The 18938-nt window shown below is 70.5% G+C and carries 14 protein-coding genes and 1 pseudogene; 10 read left to right on the top strand and 5 right to left on the bottom strand.

Going from position 1 to position 18938, the window contains the following annotated elements; translation table 11 throughout:
* Positions 1-159 precede the first annotated feature (159 nt).
* Positions 160-1548, bottom strand: a complete 1389-nt coding sequence (locus tag OOK07_RS02780) for a glycoside hydrolase family 43 protein (RefSeq protein WP_266676519.1) — start codon at positions 1546-1548, stop codon at positions 160-162.
* Entirely contained in the window at positions 1545-2438 is an 894-nt protein-coding gene (locus OOK07_RS02775) for a protein kinase domain-containing protein (RefSeq protein ID WP_266801876.1), read from the bottom strand. The genes OOK07_RS02780 and OOK07_RS02775 overlap by 4 nt, the downstream gene beginning before the upstream one ends.
* Positions 2439-2440: 2 nt before the next feature.
* On the opposite strand from OOK07_RS02775, the pseudogene OOK07_RS02770 reads away from it, so the two are divergent.
* From OOK07_RS02770 to OOK07_RS02745, 6 genes and pseudogenes are all read left to right on the top strand, one after another.
* A pseudogene (locus OOK07_RS02770) lies at positions 2441-2626 on the top strand (AbfB domain-containing protein); the annotation flags it as partial.
* Positions 2627-3217: 591 nt separating this feature from the next.
* A complete protein-coding gene (locus tag OOK07_RS02765) occupies positions 3218-4027 on the top strand; it encodes an oxygenase MpaB family protein (protein WP_266801875.1) in 810 nt (269 codons plus the stop codon).
* Positions 4028-4089: 62 nt separating this feature from the next.
* The gene (locus OOK07_RS02760) at positions 4090-6330 is read left to right on the top strand and encodes a serine/threonine-protein kinase (RefSeq protein ID WP_266794868.1); all 2241 of its coding nucleotides are present in this window, start codon (positions 4090-4092) and stop codon (positions 6328-6330) included.
* Positions 6331-6402: 72 nt separating this feature from the next.
* Complete coding sequence (locus OOK07_RS02755) at positions 6403-7971, top strand: phytoene desaturase family protein (protein WP_266794867.1); 1569 nt, start codon at positions 6403-6405, stop codon at positions 7969-7971.
* Between the two features lie 50 nt (positions 7972-8021).
* On the top strand, positions 8022-8471 hold the full coding sequence (locus OOK07_RS02750; RefSeq protein ID WP_323182916.1) for a hypothetical protein: 450 nt from the start codon (positions 8022-8024) through the stop codon (positions 8469-8471).
* 148 nt (positions 8472-8619) lie between these two features.
* A complete protein-coding gene (locus OOK07_RS02745; RefSeq protein ID WP_266794866.1) occupies positions 8620-9774 on the top strand; it encodes a glycoside hydrolase family 16 protein in 1155 nt (384 codons plus the stop codon).
* A 15-nt stretch (positions 9775-9789) separates the two neighbouring features.
* Here the strand turns inward: OOK07_RS02745 and OOK07_RS02740 are convergent, their stop codons facing one another.
* Both OOK07_RS02740 and OOK07_RS02735 read right to left on the bottom strand, forming a co-directional pair.
* Positions 9790-10251 carry a hypothetical protein gene (locus tag OOK07_RS02740; RefSeq protein ID WP_266794865.1) on the bottom strand — a complete coding sequence of 154 codons (462 nt, stop codon included), beginning with the start codon at positions 10249-10251 and terminating at the stop codon, positions 9790-9792.
* A gap of 122 nt (positions 10252-10373) precedes the next feature.
* Positions 10374-12158 (bottom strand): serine hydrolase domain-containing protein, encoded by a 1785-nt coding sequence (locus OOK07_RS02735; protein ID WP_266794864.1) that lies wholly within the window; start codon positions 12156-12158, stop codon positions 10374-10376.
* A gap of 176 nt (positions 12159-12334) precedes the next feature.
* Here OOK07_RS02735 and OOK07_RS02730 point away from each other — a divergent pair, with 176 nt between their 5' ends.
* The 3 genes from OOK07_RS02730 to OOK07_RS02720 all read left to right on the top strand — a co-directional run bounded on the left by OOK07_RS02730 (position 12335) and on the right by OOK07_RS02720 (position 16566).
* The gene (locus OOK07_RS02730; protein ID WP_266794863.1) at positions 12335-13444 is read left to right on the top strand and encodes a nitronate monooxygenase; all 1110 of its coding nucleotides are present in this window, start codon (positions 12335-12337) and stop codon (positions 13442-13444) included.
* Positions 13441-14994 (top strand): acyl-CoA synthetase, encoded by a 1554-nt coding sequence (locus tag OOK07_RS02725; RefSeq protein ID WP_266794862.1) that lies wholly within the window; start codon positions 13441-13443, stop codon positions 14992-14994. The genes OOK07_RS02730 and OOK07_RS02725 overlap by 4 nt, the downstream gene beginning before the upstream one ends.
* A 75-nt stretch (positions 14995-15069) precedes the next feature.
* The gene (locus tag OOK07_RS02720) at positions 15070-16566 is read left to right on the top strand and encodes an acyl-CoA synthetase (protein ID WP_266676501.1); all 1497 of its coding nucleotides are present in this window, start codon (positions 15070-15072) and stop codon (positions 16564-16566) included.
* Here OOK07_RS02720 and paaK read toward each other — a convergent pair.
* Positions 16563-17858, bottom strand: coding sequence for a phenylacetate--CoA ligase PaaK (paaK, locus tag OOK07_RS02715; RefSeq protein WP_266794861.1), 1296 nt, complete (start codon positions 17856-17858; stop codon positions 16563-16565). The genes OOK07_RS02720 and paaK overlap by 4 nt on opposite strands.
* Before the next feature lie 179 nt (positions 17859-18037).
* Between paaK and OOK07_RS02710 the strand changes: the two genes are divergently transcribed.
* Positions 18038-18907, top strand: coding sequence for an alpha/beta fold hydrolase (locus tag OOK07_RS02710; RefSeq protein ID WP_266794860.1), 870 nt, complete (start codon positions 18038-18040; stop codon positions 18905-18907).
* Positions 18908-18938: the final 31 nt, after the last annotated feature.

Here is an 18938-nt window from a genome sequence, read left to right as displayed (position 1 = left end):
GCCCATGGTGAACGCGGCCCCGGGCGGGTGAAGTTGGTTCCGTCGGTGCTGTGGGAGAAGGTTCCCGGACGGGAGGCGCCGGGGTGGATGTCGGCGGCCGGCACAGAGACCTGACCCCGAAGTTCCTCTACGGCCACGTCAGTTCAGGACAGCCCCGACTCAGTACCCCACCCGGAACGTAGCGTCCTGCTGCTCGGTAGTCGTGGAGATCGGGTCGATGCGCAGGACGTAGTCGAAGTGCCGTATATAGCGCGTCGGATTGTTGTACGACCGGAAGGACGACCACGAACTGTCCGCCAGCCCCGCCGTCCGATAGAACGTCGCGTCGCCCGCGAACGTCGATGTGCCGTCGTTGACGTCGAGTTGGAGGGCGTAGTTGTAGTGCCGGAGATAGCGGGTCGGGTAGTTGACCGACTGGAAGGAGATGCCGGTGCTGTCGGCCAGGCCCGGGACGAGTTTCCATTCCGAGTCGGTGTACAGGTCGAAGGGGTACTCGTCTATGCGCCCGACGTAGTCGGCGTGGCGGACGTAACGGGCCGGGAAGTTGTACGACTTGAGACGGTTCCAGGCCGGGGCGCCCCACTTGGTGAGCAGGTTGTCGTACTCGGTTGTCGTGATCGTCGTGATGCCGCAGTGCTTCGAGTTGACCGGCTGGGTGTACGTCTTCTGGTCGAGCGCGGTCCACGTGCCGGAGGCCAGGTCGCTGGTCTGCCAGGCATAGAAGACGCCGTTCGGCGTGTACGAGTCGCCCCAGAGGTACCAGTTGCCCGACGTCAGCGACTTGACCACCGTCGGCGCCTCGGTGCCGCCGTGCGACACGCCCGCGCTGTACTCGGTGAAGCTGCCCGGGTTGAGGGTGGTGGAGCGCGCGGACACCAGTGTCTCGTTCTTCTTGAAGAACAGGTAGTTGTAGCCGTTGACGCCGACCGCCATGTCCCCGTCGATCACGTCGTACCCGGGGTCGAAGAAGACCTGCGGGGCCGACGCCGTGACGAAGTCGCTGGTGTAGTTGACCATGATGACGTTGTGGCCGCTGGAGTTGACCGCCGAGTAGATCACCGCGTACTGGCCCCGGCCCGCGTCCCAGAACGCCTCGGGTGCCCAGCTGTGCGTGGCCATGTCGTGGAGTTTGAGGCGGCGGTAGCCGGTGAAGGTGCGCAGGTCGGCCGAGTCCCAGACGTGGATGTACTGGCTGTTGTACCCCCAGTCCGTGCCCTTGAGGTCGGTGGCGAGGACGACGAACGTGCCGTCCTGTTTGCGGATGAGGAACGGGTCGCGCAGGCCGAGGGCGCCCGCGGTGGGGGTGACCACGGGGTTGTTCTGGTTCAGCGGCGTCCAGTTCAGCGAGTCGGTGCTGACGGCCAGGTGGAGGCCGTAGTCGGTGCCCGCGCCGAGGCTCGTCGACTCGGTGAAGTAGCACATGACGTACGCCGAGTCGGCCGCGTGGGCGGTGCCGGCGCCGAGGGTCATCACGCCGGACAGGGCGAGAGGCGTGGTGGCGGCCATGCCGAGGAAGAGGCGGCGGGACGGCTGGGGTCTTGCGCTCATCGTGATCTCCAAGCGGGTGCGGGCGCGAGTGCGGCTTTGGGAGCGGAGCGAGCGGCCGCGTGACCTGTGAGTGAGGGGGAGTGGGGGAGCGGGGACGTGAAAGGCGCAGCCAGACAAGCGAGATGGCCGAAATTTCGAACTAGGTTCGGAAAGTCGATCAGAAAGTAGATCACCCCACCCTGCTCGTCAATCACTCTGGCGAGGCTGCGAGATTCTTTGCAGCGGCTGCCGCTACCACCTGTGGGCCAATCTCGGACGGGCGATCGAGAAGACAGTGAACGGTCATCGCCCCGTCTGGTCGAACCGCCTTCGGAACCAGCAGACACCCCCGACGAACCGCGGGTAGTCCAGCTGCCGACAGGGGTGAAGATCGTGACCCGGCTCCATGAACAACAAGCTGCCGCCCACGAGTTGTGGCGGCAGGGGAGGTCGAAGGCGGGGATCGGCTCGGCCGGATGTCGAGCCAGACTGTGCGGCCATGCCACGTTGGCCACGGCGCACGTGCTATGTGCCGAGCGGGGATTCCTCGGCACCGTGCGGTTCATAAGTCGTCGACACGGCAGTTCGGGGGCGGCGAAGCCCTCGGTGCCGATGAAGCGGCCGGTGCGGCCCACCTTGGTGGTCTGGCCGCGCGGCCGGGACGATGCCCAGTCGGCAAGAGTCCAGCGGCTGTCGAAGTGCAGGATGTTCGACGGTTTGATGTCGCGGTGCAGCCAGCCGTCCTTGTGCGCGGCGGCCGGCACCGATACCAGAGCGTCGACCAGGGCGCGCAGCTCGCCCGGTTCCCGCAGCAGTTCTTGGCGTTGGGCGGCGGTTGCTTGGACCCAGAGCATCACGAACCAGGTGTGGTCGGCGCCGAAGTCGAGAAATCGGCATGGCGTGGGGATGATCCTCAAGCCAGTTCGCCGCCGACGCCACCTTCCGCAAGGTCGCCGGACTCGCCGACTCCACCTGGTCGTCGTTCGAGTCCTACAGCCACCCCGGCCACTACATCCGCCACTACGCCCACCAACTCCGCCTCGACCCGATCACCACGACGCTGGGGCGCGGCGACGCCACCTTCCGCGTGACCAGCTGACGCCACCGTCACGAGCGGCGTCGACACCACGGGCGCCACGACCTACCAGGCCGAGGCCGCCACCCGCGCCGGAGCTGATCAGCAGGGCTGGTGTGCTGTCTCGGTGAAATGCCCGTGCTATCACCGTAGGGCTCCTGGACGAGCAGGCACGCAAGGGACTGGACCCAGTAGGCATCGCCGCCGACCTCAGCCACCACACACGCAACGCCACCCGACCCCTCGCCACCCTCGGCATCACATGGTCAAACCGGACAGACTCAATGAACGACGCCGCCCTGACCGCGGACCCGCCTTCGAGGGAATGAACCAGCGGCGCTCTGGGGAGGATCAGGGGTGACGCTTGTGATCGAGGATGTGCCTATGCAGGCAGCCGCAGGGGGAGGGGACCTTCTTGCGGTGCAGGGCAGGAGGATCTATGAATCTGTACCAATGTGCCAAGAATCCTCGGCAGACCGCTCCCCGTACTACTGAAGCTGGTTGGCAAAAGCCCAGGTCGACGTGCTGTTCCAGAGACACCTAACGTCTGTGGTCACATCTGAAGGGGTGACGGGCTTCAAGGCAGGTGACCCCGGGCTGTTCGGACCGGTCTCGGTGACCTGGCAGATACACGGCGACCCCATGATGTGGGTCGCCGGCGTACGTGCGCTCTACCTCCAGGCCCTGCATCCGCGCGCGGTGCGCGGAGTCATGCAGAACTCCGACTTCCGGCGCGATGCCTGGGGCCGTCTCATGCGGACCGCGAACTTCGTCGGCACCACGACGTACGGGACGACTCAGGCCGCCGAACGGGCGGGCGCCCGCGTGCGGAAGATCCACAGCATGCTGTCCGCGACCGACCCGGACACGGGGGAGCGGTACGGCGTCGACGAACCCGGCCTGCTGCTGTGGGTGCACTGCGCCGAGATCGACTCCTATGTGCAGGTCGCCCGCCGCTCCGGATTCCCCCTCACCGACGCGCAGGTGGACCGTTACATCGGCGAACACCGCGTCAGCGCACGCCTGGTGGGCCTCGACCCCGACGCCGTACCCGCGAACCAGTCGGAGATGGAGGCCTACTTCGAGAAGGCGCGGCCCGGACTCGCCGCCGGAGCCGAGGCGCGCGAAGTGGATGACTTCCTGCTCCGCCCCCCGACGCACCCCCTCCTCGTCCCGGCTCGGGAGGTGCTGTGGCGGCATGTGGCACACCTGGCGTACGCCGCCCTGCCGCCGTACGCCCACGAGCTGTACGGCCGGCCTGCTCCGCATCCCGGTACCGTCACCCGGCAGTTGCGTGCCACGGGCACCCTGCTGCGCTGTGTTCCCGCACGTGTGCGATGGCAACTCCCGCCCAAGCACATCCTGCGCGCCATGTCACGGCTGGGCCCCGGCTCCCGCCCGGCACCGTACAAACTCGGACGATAGGTCGCCATACTGGACGGGCCAGGGGTGGCCGGGGCGAACAGTTACGGGGGCGATCGCAGCAGATGGGGGACAGCAGGCTGATCCAGGGCCGGTACCGGCTGCTCGACCTGATCGGACGGGGCGGTATGGGCGAGGTGTGGCGTGCGCGCGACGAGTCGCTGGGCCGTCATGTCGCCGTGAAGTGCCTCAAGCCCCTGGGCCCGCACCACGACCAGTCCTTCACCCGGGTTCTCAGGGAACGCTTTCGCCGTGAGGCCAGGGTGGCCGCCGCCCTCCAGCACCGCGGGATCACCGTCGTCCACGACTTCGGCGAGTCCGACGGCATCCTCTACCTGGTCATGGAGCTCTTGGAGGGCCGCAACCTCTCCCAGCTCCTGGAGGACAACAAGCAGCACCCGCTGCCGGTGGGCGACGTCGTGGAGATCGCCGACCAGGTCTCCGCCGCCCTCGCCTACACCCACCAGCAGAGCATCGTGCACCGCGACCTGAAACCCGCCAACATCATGCGGCTCACCGACGGCACGGTGAAGATCTGCGACTTCGGCATCGCCCGCCTCGGCGCCGACATCGGCTTCACCTCGCGGCTGACCGGCACGGGCATCGCCATGGGCACCCCGCACTACATGTCGCCGGAGCAGATCGGCGGATCCGAGGTCGACCAGCGCAGCGACCTGTACTCGCTGGGATGCGTGCTGTACGAGATCGCCACGGGGGCACCGCCGTTCGACCTCGACGACGCCTGGGCGATCCTCGTCGGCCACCGCGACACCCCGCCCCGGCCGCCACGCAGCCGGCGGGCCGAACTGCCCGAGTACCTGGAGAAGATCATCCTGGACTTGCTGGCCAAGCTCCCCGAGCAACGTCCGCACGACGCACGTGAGTTGAGCCGCCGCATCAGCATGGGGCGTACGACACCGGCGTACGTGCCGACCGTCGTGACCCCGCAGCCGACGATCCGGCCACCCGAGCCGGCGCCCTCGCGCGAGGTCCGTCTGCCCTCCTGGACCCGCGGCATGACCACCGGCCACAAGGCCACCGGCGCAGGCCTCGGCACCACACCACCGGACGCCGGGGCCGGCCTCACCGGCGAGTGGATCCCGCGATCCGCGGCCGGCCGGGCGCAGGAGCCCCCGTCGGACCAGCCGTCCGCGCCCTCGCCGGAGAAGACGGCCACGCTGTCCGGGCGGCACAATGCCGGGCTCAGCCTGGGGCGGCTGGGCCGCTGGGCGGAGGCGGGCGAGGTGCACCGCGCGGTGGCCGCCGAGCGTACCCGCCTGCTGGGCCCCGACCATCCCGACACCCTCGCCAGCCGCTACGAGATCGCCTTCACCCTCAGCCGCACCGGGCGCGCCGCCGACGCGCTGCAGGAGTACAAGCAGGTGGCCGCCGCCAGAACCAGGGCGCTGGGCGCCGACCACCCCGACACGCTTGCCGCCCGGCAGGAAATGGCCTACGTGCTGGGCCAGTTGGGGCGCCACTTCGATGCGCACCAGGTGTACATGTCCGTCCTCGCCGCCCGCGAGCGCGGCATGGGCCCCGACCACCCCGACACCCTGCGCTGCCGCCACAACCTCGCCTTCAACCTCAGCAGGCTCGGCCGTCTCGCGGACTCGTACCGCATGGCCTGCGACGTCGCCGCGGCCCGCGCCCGCGTGCTGGGCGCGGACCATCCCGACACCCTGGTCACCCGCTACGAAGTCGCTTACGCGCTGGGGCAGTTGGGCCGCTGGCCGGAGGCCCTGCAGACCTACCACGAGGTCGCCGAGGCCCGCGCCCGGGCACTCGGCCCCGACCACGCCGACACCCTCGCGGCCCGCTACGAGGTCGGTATCAGCCTCGGCCGTCTCGGCCGCAGCACGGAGGCGCTCACCCTCTACCGCGACCTGATCGCCGACCGCACCCGTGTCCAGGGTCCCACCCACCCCGAGACCCTGCGCGCCCGTCACGGCCTCGGCGTCAACCTCGGTCGCCTGGGCCGCTGGGAGGAGGCCCTCGCCGAATCCCGTGACGTCTGCGCGATCCGGGACCGCGTCCTTGGCCCCGACCATCCGGACACCCTGGTCAGCCGCCGCGAGGTCGCCGTCGGCCTCGGCTGGCTCGGCCGCTGGCCCGACGCCCTCACCGAGTACCGCCGCGTCTCCGTCGCCCGCGAGCATGTCCTGGGCCCCGACCACCCCGACACCCTCGCCAGCCGCAACGACGAGGCCCACTGCCTGGAACAGCTCGGCCGTGGTGCCGAGGCGGTCGAGCTGTATCGCAGGGTGGCGGTGCTGCGGCAGCAGCGGGCGTCGGGCGGGGGCTGACGACGTCGTCGTGGGCCCCCGGGGCGTCGTACACCCCTGGCCGCTGACGATCATCGCGTGCTACCAAGAGGCATGGCTGCACACGAGGGACACCGGACATACGACGCCGTGATCGTCGGCGGGGGCCACAACGGGCTGGTCGCCGCCGCCTACCTGGCCCGGGCCGGGCGGTCCGTGCTGGTTCTGGAGCGGCTGGACCACACGGGGGGCGCCGCGGTCTCCACTCGGCCGTTCGCCGGCGTGGACGCGCGGCTGTCGCGTTACTCCTACCTCGTCAGCCTGCTGCCGAAGAAGGTCGTGCGGGACCTCGGGCTCGACTTCCGGATCCGGGCCCGCACCATCTCTTCGTACACCCCCGTGGAGCGGGACGGCCGGCCGACCGGCCTTCTGGTCGGCGGGGGCGAGCGGCGCACCCGGGAGGCCTTCGCCCGGCTCACCGGCTCCGACCGCGAGTACGGGGCCTGGCAGCGTTTCTACGGCATGACCGGCCGCGTTGCCGAGCGCGTCTTCCCGACCCTCACCGAACCGCTGCCCACCCGCGACGAACTCCGCCGCCGCGTCGACGACGAGGAGGCCTGGCGGGTTCTGTTCGAGGACCCGATCGGCGTCGCGGTCGAGGACCGTTTCGCCGACGACCTCGTGCGGGGCGTCGTCCTGACCGACGCCCTCATCGGCACCTTCGCCGATGCCCACGACCCCTCATTGCGGCAGAACCGCTGCTTCCTCTACCACGTGATCGGCGGCGGCACCGGCGCCTGGGACGTCCCCGTCGGCGGCATGGGCGCCCTGACCGACGCCCTGGCCACCGCCGCCCGGCGCGCGGGCGCAGTCCTCGCCACCGGGCACGAGGCGGTGCGTATCGACACGGACGGCCGAACCGCCGAGATCACCTACCGGACCCCCGACGGCGAGAGCGTCGCCGCGGCCCGGCACGTCCTCGTCAACGCCTCCCCGCAGGCCCTGGCCGAGCTGACCGGCGACGCGCTCCCCGCCCCCGCAGAGGGCGCACAGCTCAAGGTGAACATGCTGCTCAAGCGGCTGCCGAAGCTGCGCGACCGCTCCGTCGACCCGCGCGAGGCGTTCGCCGGCACCTTCCACATCGCCGAGGGCTACCGGCAGCTCGCCGCCGCCCACGCCCAGGCCGCCTCCGGCGAACTCCCCGCGGCGCCGCCCTCCGAGATCTACTGTCACTCCCTCACCGACCCGTCGATCCTCGGCTCCGACCTCGTCGACAAGGGCTACCAGACCCTCACCCTCTTCGGCCTGCACACACCCGCCCGGCTCTTCGCGCGGGACAACGACTCCGTGCGCGAAGAACTCCTGAAGTCGACCCTGGCCCAACTCGACGCCCATCTCGCCGAGCCACTCGTGGACTGCCTGGCGACCGACGCGGACGGCCGCCCGTGCATCGAGGCCAGGACCCCGCTCGACCTGGAGCGCGACCTGCGCCTGCCCGGCGGCAACATCTTCCATCGCGAGCTGGCCTGGCCGTACGCCCAGGACGGCACCGGCCGTTGGGGCGTGGAGACCCGGCACGCGAACCTGCTGCTGTGCGGGGCGGGCGCGGTACGGGGCGGCGGCGTGAGCGGCGTTCCGGGACACAACGCGGCGATGGCGGTGCTGGAAGCGACCGGCGACTGACATGGCCGCGTCCTGCACACGGGCTCGCGCACCTGCTGTCCGCGCAGGACGTGGCGGCGGCTCTGCGCGGCATGCGGCGGGTACTGAGAGACGGCGGGCTGCTCCTGCTCACGCTCCGGGACTACGACGAGATCCGCCGGACCCGCCCCGCGGCGTCCCCTCCACAGGTGTCGCACGGCTCCGACGGCCGGTCGGTCACCTTCCAGCTGTGGCACTGGCACGACGACGGCGAACGCTACGACCAGGAGTACTTCCAGCTCGTGCCCGACGGAGAGGGGTGGGAGGTTCGCGTCCGCCGCGCCACCTCCTGGGCACTGCTCCGGCGCGAGGTGACGGATGCCGCGAGCGCCGCCGGATTCACCGACCCGACCTGGCACATGCCGGACACCAGCGGCTTCTACCAGCCCGTGTTCACGGGGCGAGCCCACTGGCCCAGGCCCACACCGGCCCGCGGCACGGGCGGAACAAGTGACTCCAGTTTGATCACTCAGTGTGAGTGAGATCTCGTTGTACACGAACGGCCCATCTGCCTAGCCTTCGGGTGTCCGTCCCGGTGGGCCTCAGCCGCCGGAACGCCGAGTCCTGCGGGACGGGGTCGTGCTCCGCACAAGAAGCTCCCTCGCAGCCGCCGTTGAGGAAGCCCCCACCATGCGCCATGCCCTCTCCCCTGCCCGCCTGGGCGTCGTCGGCACAGCCGCCGCACTGCTGGTCCTGCCGCTCGCCACTCAGGCCTTCGCCGCCACATCCGTCACCCAGGACAAGCTCACCCCGACCACCATGACCGCGGGCGTCGCAGGCTCGGCCAAGCTGACCGTGCACTCGTCCAGCTGCTTCACGGCCAAGACCCTCGGTGTCGGCGTCCGTGACGCGTCCGGCAACAACCTGGACTTCCCGGGCAACGCCTCGAACGTCCGGATCTGCCCGAGCGGCGCGCACTTCACCAGCGCCCCGCGCACGCTGCCGGCCGGCACGTACACGATCTTCGGCTTCTGGCAGGAATCAGGCGGGGCCTGGCACGACCTGCCGTCCCACAAGCTGACGGTGAGCAAGGCGCCCTCCACGACGACCCCGCCGTCGTCGACGCCTTCGCCGTCGACCGACAGTGGTGACTCGCCGACGGCCGGCCGGTCGGTGGTCTGGTCGGACGACTTCTCCGGCGGTATCGCCTGGAACTCGAAGTGGGTCGGCGGCAAGTCCACGTCCTACGCCTACGGCGACCACAACCCGGACGACAACAAGCTCGACTGGCTGGACCCGGGCGCCGTCACCACCTCGGGCGGCATCGCGACCTTCACAGCCAAGCCCTCCTCGCACACCCTGGAGAGCGGCAAGAAGGCGTGGACGACCGGGCTGCTCACCACCGAGGGCTCCAGTGAGGGCTTCCAGGTGAAGACCGGCGACTACGCCGAGACCCGGGTCAAGCTCCCTTCCGGCTCCGGTGCCTGGCCGGCCCTGTGGACCTGGAAGGACGGCAACGGCGAGATCGACTCCTTTGAGTACCACCCGGACAACCCGGACCTGCTGGAGCTGACCAACCACGTCACCTCCGGCTCCGACTACTACACCGACTCCGGCGCGATAGCGCCCGGCCAGTGGGTCACCATAGGCACGCGCTACGGAGCCGACTCCGTGGACTGGTACGTCAACGGCAAGAAGGTCTACTCCGACGGCCACGGCGTGGGCAGCGGCTTCTCGGCGTACCCGATCCTCAACCTGTCGGTCAGCGCCGGCCAGTACCACCCCGCGCCCACCGGCTCGACGCCGATCACCATGCAGGCCGACTACGTGAAGGTGTACCGCTGACCAGCAGCCGACCGGTCAGCAGTCGACGGACAGGGTGAACGGTGTTCGGTTGTTGCGCGGATCGCGGTCGTCGACGCTGACCACCTGGACGTGCCCTTCGGCCTTCGTGCCGGAGGGCACATCCGCGTCCACCCGGACCGGAACCAGCGCGGTGGCGGTCCGCAACGGCGCCAGCCCGGCCCCGAAGGTGCACCGCACCACGCGGCCACGGGCCTCGGCGCGGCAGTCCTCGGGGAAGTAGGGCCCCTGCGCGGTGAAGCCGGACGGCAGCCTCACGACCACCGTGAACGGCGAGGCGGTCTGCTCCGGCCCGCCGTTGGCCACGAAAGCGTGCACCACGGTGCTGCCACCGGGCTGCGCGCTGGTGGGGTCGAGCCGGACCACCTCCAGGTCCGAGTCCGAGGGCGCGGCCGTCAGGCCGGTCGCGCACATCACCGCCACGCCCGCCGCGAGCAGGGTCGTCAGCCTTCTGGCCATCCCACGTCTCCCATCCTCCGTACACTGATCGCTACTCACGGTAGCGGGACGGTGTCGGATCGCAGCGGAGCGCGCCTGGGACCTGGCGTTCGGATCATCCCGGCCCTATCCGAACGACAGGGCTAGTCGGCTGACCGGGCCCATCCCGTCGCCACGATCCGCGCCGCGTCCGCCGTGCGTGACTCGTCGAAGAGGACACCGTGTGCCGCCTCGACGCGGAGGCCGTCGACGTACGCGCCGCGGCCCACGTACAGCTTGTCGGTCGTGTACCGCCAGCGCAGGGCCAGCCGGGCGTGTGCCGGGAGGCCGGCCGCCACCTGGTGCCAGACGCGTCCCGACCAGCCGGTGACCGAGCCCGACGGGTGCTCCCGCGGTTCCTCGCCGTGATCGGTGGTCGTGAACGGGAGCGGCTGCCAGCTCGTTCCGCCGTCCGTCGTGGCCTCCAGAACGAGGACGTCGGCTCCGGGTTCGATGTCCCACCACAGGGCCGAGTCCAGCCGCGCTCCACCGTCCATCGTGTCCAGTGCGGGCAGCGCGAGCGTGGCGGTCGTGGCACTCGCCATGCCGGAGAACCATGCCGTACGGCCGTGTGCCGGGCGCACCGCGACGGCGCGTGCCAGGTGGTTCCCCGCGGCGACCCGAGGAGCGGAGCCGGAGCGCCAACTGCGCACCGGATGAACCGAGTTGCCGAGCACGACGAGGAAGGAGTCGGTCGTCGGGTCCAGGACCAGCGAGGTGCCGGTGAAGCCGGTGTGTCCGGCGGTGCGAGGGGTGGCCATGGCGCCCATGTACCAGTGCTGGTAGAGCTCGAAGCCGAGGCCGTGCTCGTCCCCGGGGAAGGCGGTGTTGAAGTCGGTGAACATCAGCTCCACGGACTTGGGCCGCAGGATACGGGCGCGGCCGTAGGAACCGCCGTTGAGGAGCGTCCGGGCGAGCACGGCCAGGTCCCAGGCGCAGGAGAACACCCCGGCGTGCCCGGCGACCCCGCCGAGGCTGTAGGCGTTCTCGTCGTGCACCTCACCCCACACGAGCCCCCGGTTCAGGCCCGACCACGGCGGGCGCTCGTCCTCCGTGGCCGCGATCCCCGTTTTCCAGGCGGCCGGCGGGTTGTAGCGGGTGCGGTGGAGGCCGAGGGGGGCGGTGATCTCGTTGTGGAGGAGGGTGTCCAGCGTGCGGCCGGTGATCCGTTCCAGGACCAGCTGGAGTGAGATCAGGTTCAGGTCGGAGTAGAGGTAGGTGGTGCCGGGCGGGTGAATCGGCGCCTCGTCGTAGACGAGTTGGAGCTTCGCCTCGTGAGTCGGCGCCTTGTAGAGCGGGATCCAGTCACGGAAGCCCGAGGTGTGGGTGAGAAGCTGACGGACCGTGATGTCCTGCTTGCCTGCCGCGTCGAACTCCGGCACGTACGAGGCGACCGGCCGCTCCAGCTCCAGAGCGCCCCGCTCCATCTGCTGCACGGCCAGCAGCGAGGTGAACAGCTTCGTCACCGAGGCCAGGTCGAAGATCGTGTCCTCGGCCATGGGGATCTGCTGGGTGGCCGGGAACTCGACGCCGTTGTCGCTCTTCTCGTCGTACGCCTGATAGCGCACCGCCATCCCGATGGGCCGGTGCAGCGCCACGGTGTCGCCGCGGCCGGCGAGCAGCACGGCGCCCGCGTACCAGGGATGCTTGGGGGAGGGGGCGAGGAACGCCTCCGCGTCGGCGACCAGTTGACGCAGATGGGTGGGGACGAGGCCGGCGCGTTCCGGAGAGCCGTGGCGGAGGGTGGTGTGCGCGGAGCGTGACGCGGCCACGGCCGCCGGGCCGGCCGGAAAGGGTGCGACGGCCAGGGCGCCGCCCAAGGCGAGGGCTCTTCGGGCCAGTTGGCGTCGGGACATGGCGCCCCGCCGTTCCGCTGCGTCGTCCGTCATGGGCGAACCTCCCGCTGCCTGAAAGTATTTTTCGGGAATCACCGTGCGCGGTGAAACTTTCGTGTCAGGTGTGCGGTGTGTCAACGAGGCGTGCGGGGCCGCCGTTGTGGCGAGAAATCTGACGGAGCATCAGAAAAGGCCTTCCGTCGGCCGGAGGACTGCGGCATTCTGCGCCCATGCAGACGGAGCTGAGCAAGAAACTGGGAGTCGAGCACGCCATTTTCGGCTTCACGCCGTTCCCCGCCGTCGCCGCGGCCATCAGCCGGGCCGGCGGCTTCGGAGTGCTCGGCGCGGTCCGCTACACCGCCCCCGACGACCTCAAACGCGACCTGGACTGGATCGAGGCGCATGTCGAGGGGAAGCCTTACGGCCTGGATGTCGTGATGCCCGCGAAGAAGGTGGAGGGCGTCTCGGAGGCCGACGTCGAGGCGATGATCCCCGAGGGGCACCGGCAGTTCGTCAAGGACACCCTCGCCAAGTACGGCGTGCCCGAACTGGCCGAGGGCGAGGTGTCCGGCTGGCGCATCACCGGCTGGATGGAACAGGTCGCCCGGGGCCAGCTCGACGTCGCCTTCGACTATCCGATCCGGCTGCTCGCCAACGCCCTCGGCTCCCCGCCCGCCGACGTGGTGGCCCGCGCCCACGAGCAGGACGTGCTGGTCGCCGCGCTCGCGGGCAGTGCCCGGCACGCCGTCAAGCACAAGGAGGGCGGCATCGACATCGTGGTCGCCCAGGGTTACGAGGCCGGTGGCCACACCGGCGAGATCGCCTCCATGGTGCTCACCCCGGAGGTCGTCGACGCCGTGGACCCGCTGCCCGTGCTGGCCGCCGGCGGCATCGGCAGCGGACAGCAGGTGGCGGCCGCCCTCGCCCTCGGCGCCCAGGGGGCGTGGCTCGGCTCCCTGTGGCTGACCTGCACCGAGGCCGATGTCTCCTCGCCCGCGGTGACGCGGAAACTGCTCGCCGCCGGCTCCGGCGACACGGTCCGCTCCCGCGCCCTGACCGGGAAACCGGCCCGTCAGCTCCGTACAGAATGGACCGACGCCTGGGACGACCAGGCCGGACCCGGCACGCTCCCCATGCCCCTGCAGGGACTCCTCGTGGCGGAGGCCCTCACCCGCATCCAGAAGTACGAGGTCGAGCCGCTGCTCGGCACCCCCGTCGGCCAGATCGTCGGTCGGATGAACGGCGAACGCAGTGTCCAGGCCGTCTTCGACGACCTCACCCGTGGCTTCGACAACGCCATCGACCGCATGATCCGTATCGCCGGAAGGAGCGGCAAGTGACGAGTACGCCCCCCGCCGGATTCTGGGTCCAGGCCACCGCCGAACCGGACCGCACCGCGCTCGTCGCACCGGACGGCGAGCAGTGGACCGCCGGCCGCCTGCACGCCGCCGCGAACCGTCTGGTGCACGGCCTGCGCGCCGCCGGACTGGAACGCGGCGACGCCTTCGCGGTCGTCCTGCCCAACGGCATCGAGTTCTTCACCGCCTACCTGGCCGCCAGCCAGGCCGGGTTCTATCTCGTCCCCGTCAACCACCACTTCGTCGGCCCCGAGATCGGCTGGATCGTCGCCGACTCCGGCGCCAAGGTGCTCATCTCCCACGAGCGGTTCGCCGCACCCGCCCGCCACGCCGCCGACGAGGCGGGCCTCCCGGCCACCCACCGGTACGCGGTCGGTGAGGTCGAGGGCTTCCGCCCGTACACCGAACTCCTCGACGGACAACCGGACTCGGCGCCCGCGCACCGGGAGCTGGGCTGGGTCATGAACTACACCTCGGGCACCACAGGGCGTCCGCGCGGCATCCGCCGCCCGCTGCCCGGCAAGACCCCCGAAGAGGCCTATCTCGGCGGCTTCCTCGGCATCTTCGGGATCAAGCCGTACGACGACAACGTCCATCTCGTCTGCTCGCCGCTCTACCACACCGCCGTGCTCCAGTTCGCGGGCGCGTCCCTGCACATCGGCCACCGTCTCGTCCTGATGGACAAGTGGACGCCCGAGGAGATGCTCCGGCTCATCGACGCCCAGGCGTGCACGCACACCCACATGGTCCCGACCCAGTTCCACCGGCTGCTCGCCCTGCCGGAGCCGGTGCGCCGCTCGTACGACGTCTCGTCCATGCGGCACGCCATCCACGGCGCCGCGCCCTGCCCCGACCACGTGAAGCGGGCGATGATCGACTGGTGGGGCAACTCGGTGGAGGAGTACTACGCGGCCAGCGAGGGCGGAGGGGCCTTCGCCACCGCCGAGGACTGGCTGAAGAAGCCCGGCACCGTCGGCAAGGCCTGGCCCATCAGTGAACTCGCGGTCTTCGACGACGACGGCAACCGGCTGCCGCCCGGTGAACTCGGCACCGTCTACATGAAGATGAACACCGGCGGCTTCGCCTACCACAAGGACGAGGCCAAGACGAAGAAGAACCGCATCGGCGACTTCTTCACCGTCGGCGATCTCGGCTGCCTCGACGAGGACGGCTATCTGTTCCTCCGCGACCGCAAGATCGACATGATCATCTCGGGCGGGGTCAACATCTACCCGGCCGAGATCGAGTCCGCCCTGCTCGCCCACCCCGCCGTCGCCGACGCCGCCGTGTTCGGCATCCCGCACGACGACTGGGGCGAGGAGGTCAAGGCCGTCGTCGAGGCGGCCCCCGGCCAGGAGCCCGGCCCGGCCCTCGCCGCCGCGATCCTCGACCACTGCGCCGGGCGACTCGCCGGGTACAAGCGGCCCAGGAGCGTCGACTTCATCGCCGAGATGCCCCGCGACCCCAACGGCAAGCTGTACAAGCGGCGGCTGCGCGACCCGTACTGGGAGGGCCGCGCACGTCCCGTGTGACCTGACAGTCCCTTCCTCACCCCGACCGCGCCACATGCTTGACCTGACCCGACGACGGGCCGAGGATCATCAGTCATGACGCAGGGACAGGGCAGCACGGTCGACGGGGTGCTGCGGCGCAGCGCCCGGCGCACCCCCGCGCGCGTCGCGGTCGAGTACCGCGACCGCTCCTGGACGTACGAGGAACTCGACCAGGCGGTCTCCCGGGCGGCGAGCGTACTCCTCGCCCAGGATCTCGTCCCCGGCGACCGGGTTGGCTCCTACGGCCACAACTCGGACGCCTATCTGATCGGCTTCCTCGCCTGCGCCCGCGCCGGCCTCGTCCACGTCCCGGTCAACCAGAACCTGGCGGGCGACGACCTCGCCTACATCGTCGGCCAGTCCGGCAGCTCCCTCGTCCTGACCGATCCCGGCCTGGCCGGCCGACTCGCCGAAGACGTCCGTACCTTGCCCCTGCGCGACGCCGACGACTCACTGCTGGCCCGCCTGGCGGCGGCTGAGGCGTACGACGGGCCCGAGCCGCGCACCGAGGACCTGGTGCAGCTGCTGTACACGTCCGGCACCACCGCCCTGCCCAAGGGCGCGATGATGACGCACCGTGCCCTGGTCCACGAGTACCTGAGCGCCATCACCGCCCTCGACCTCAGCGCCGGCGACCGCCCCGTGCACTCACTGCCGCTCTACCACTCGGCGCAGATGCATGTGTTCCTGCTGCCGTACCTCGCGGTAGGCGCCACGAACATCATCCTGGACGCCCCGGACGGCGACCGGCTCTTCGACCTCGTCGAATCCGGCCGCGTGGACAGCCTGTTCGCCCCGCCCACAGTGTGGATCGGGCTGTCCAACCGCCCCGACTTCGCCACCCGCGACCTCGGCGGACTGCGCAAGGCGTACTACGGCGCCTCGATCATGCCGGTGCCGGTCCTGGAGCGCCTGCGCGAGCGGCTGCCGAAGCTCGGCTTCTACAACTGCTTCGGCCAGAGCGAGATCGGCCCCCTGGCCACCGTCCTGGGACCCGACGAGCACAAGGGCCGGATGGACTCGTGCGGCCGCCCCGTCCTCTTCGTCGACGCCCGCGTGGTCGACGAGGACGGCAAGGACGTCCCCGACGGCACGCCCGGCGAAGTCGTCTACCGCTCCCCGCAGTTGTGCGAGGGCTACTGGGACAAGCCCGAGGAGACGGCCGCCGCCTTCCGCGAGGGCTGGTTCCACTCCGGTGACCTTGCGGTCCGGGACGCCCACGGCTACTACACGATCGTCGACCGTGTGAAGGACGTCATCAACTCCGGTGGCGTACTGGTCGCTTCACGCCAGGTCGAGGACGCCCTCTACACCCATGACGCCGTCGCCGAGGTCGCCGTGATCGGCTTGCCCGACGAACGCTGGATCGAGGCGGTCACCGCGGTCGTCGTCCCGCGCGGCGAGGTGACCGGGGACCAGCTCATCGCCCACGCCCGCGAGAAGCTCGCCCACTTCAAGGCACCGAAGCGGGTGGAGTTCGTGGACGAGCTGCCGCGCAACGCGAGCGGGAAGATCCTCAAGAGGGAACTGCGGGACCGGTTCGCCGGCTAGCGCGACCGCAGGTCCACGATCCGCCGGATCTTGCCCACCGACCGCTCCAACGACTCCGGTTCGACGATCTCCACCGTGACGGAGACGCCGATGCCGTCCTTCACCGCCGCCGCGATCGTCTGCGCGGCGGCCTCCCGGACCTCCCGGCCGGCGCCCGGCCGGGCCTCCGCGCGGACCGTGAGGGCGTCCAGCCGGCCCTCGCGGGTGAGACGGAGCTGGAAGTGGGGCGCCACGCCCGGTGTCCGCAGCACGATCTCCTCGATCTGCGTGGGAAAGAGGTTCACCCCGCGCAGGATCACCATGTCGTCGCTGCGCCCGGTGACCTTCTCCATCCGCCTGAAGACACGCGCCGTGCCGGGCAGCAGCCGCGTCAGGTCCCGGGTCCGGTACCGGACGACGGGCATCGCCTCCTTGGTCAGCGAGGTGAAGACCAGCTCGCCCTCCATCCCGTCCGGCAGCACCTCGCCGGTGATCGGATCGACGACCTCCGGATAGAAGTGGTCCTCCCAGATGTGCAGCCCGTCCTTCGTCTCCACGCACTCCTGGGCCACGCCCGGGCCGATCACCTCGGACAGCCCGTAGATGTCGACCGCGTCGATCGCGAACCGCTCCTCGATCTCCCGCCGCATCTGCTCGGTCCACGGCTCGGCACCGAAGACGCCCACGCGCAGCGAGGTGCCGCGCGGATCGACGCCCTGGCGCTCGAACTCGTCCAGCAGCGTGAGCATGTACGACGGCGTCACCATGATGATCTGCGGTTCGAGGTCCTGGATCAGCTGGACTTGACGGGCCGTCATGCCGCCGGACGCGGGGATGACCGTACAGCCGAGCCGCTCGGCGCCGTAGTGCGCGCCGAGGCCTCCGGTGAACAGGCCGTATCCGTACGCCACATGCACCCTGTCGCCGGGCCGGCCGCCCGCCGCCCGGATCGAACGGGCCACCATGTCGGCCCAGAGGGACAGGTCGTTGTCCGTGTAGCCGACCACCGTTGGGCGCCCGGTGGTGCCGCTGGAGGCGTGGATCCGGCGGATGCGGTCCTGGGGTACGGCGAACATTCCGTACGGGTAGTTCTCGCGCAGGTCCGCCTTCGTGGTGAACGGGAAACGGGCCAGGTCGGCAAGTGACCGGCAGTCGTCCGGGTGGACGCCGGCCTTGTCGAAGGACCCCCGGTAGAAGGGCACATGCTCGTACACGTGCCGCAGCGAGGCCCGCAGCCGCTCCAGCTGCAGCGCCCGCAGAGCACCGGCGTCGAGCCGCTCCCCGGCATCCAGCAGTCCCGTCGCATCCGTCATGGGGACGTCTCCCTCGCCAACCACATCATTACGGGCGACCGATCATTCGGTCGTGCTCGTCGGGATCAGTAATTCAGGCCGGGTCGGGTCAGGCAAGAGGGCGGCCCGCATTTTCTCGGTCCGGCGCCGCACAGGAGAACTCCCTTGCGGCCCCGGCCGGCGGACACCAGGATCGCCCCATGCCGATCTTCTCCGCCCCCGACGGGACCGAGCTGGCTTACCACCTCAAGGGCGAGGGCGCCCTGCTCGTCGTCCTGCCCGGCGGGCCGATGCGCGCCTCCGCCTACCTCGGCGACCTGGGCGGACTGACCGCACACCGGCGGCTGGTGCTGCTCGACCTGCGCGGCACGGGGGACTCCGCGACGCCGGCCGACCCGGCGACGTTCCGCTGCGACCGGCTCGTGGACGACGTGGAGGCGCTGCGGGCCCACCTGGGGCCGGAGCGCATCGACCTGCTGGCGCACTCGGCGGGCGGCAGCCTGGCCATGCTCTACGCGGCGCGGTATCCGGAGCGGGTGGCGCGGCTGGTCCTGGTCACCGCCACGCCCTGGGCGCTGGGGATGCCGGCCACCCCGGAGGACCGGCTCGCGGCGGCCCGGCAGCGGAGCGGCGAGCCCTGGTTCGGGGACGCCTTCCCGGCGTTCGAGGAGTGGCTCGCGGGCAAGGCCGACTTCGACCCGGCGTTCGCGTCCTTCTTCTACGGCCGCTGGGACACCACGGCAGCCGAGCACGACGCCCGCGCCGACGACGAGACCAATGACGCCGCCGCCGATGTCTACGGCTCCGACGGCGCCTACGACCCTCCGGCGACCCGCGCAGCCCTCGCCCGCCTCACCGCACCCGTCCTGGTCCTCGCCGGTGAACTCGACGGCGGCCCGCGCCCAGGGCTGGCGCGGGCCGCCGCTGAGGCCTTTCCTGACGCCGAGTGCGCGGTTCAGCCGGGCGCCGGGCACTACCCGTGGCTGGACGACCCCGAGTGGTTCACAGGGTGCGTCGCCACGTTCCTGGACCGGGCCCGAGGCGACCTGCTGATCGGGCGGACGAGCTGACACGGCGGGCGAGCCTCCGCCTGGTGTCCGT

Source organism: Streptomyces sp. NBC_00078, from assembly GCF_026343335.1.
Taxonomy (GTDB): Bacteria; Actinomycetota; Actinomycetes; order Streptomycetales; family Streptomycetaceae; genus Streptomyces.
Note: the sequence above shows the minus strand (reverse complement) of the source record. Positions and strands in the feature narration are given on the sequence as shown.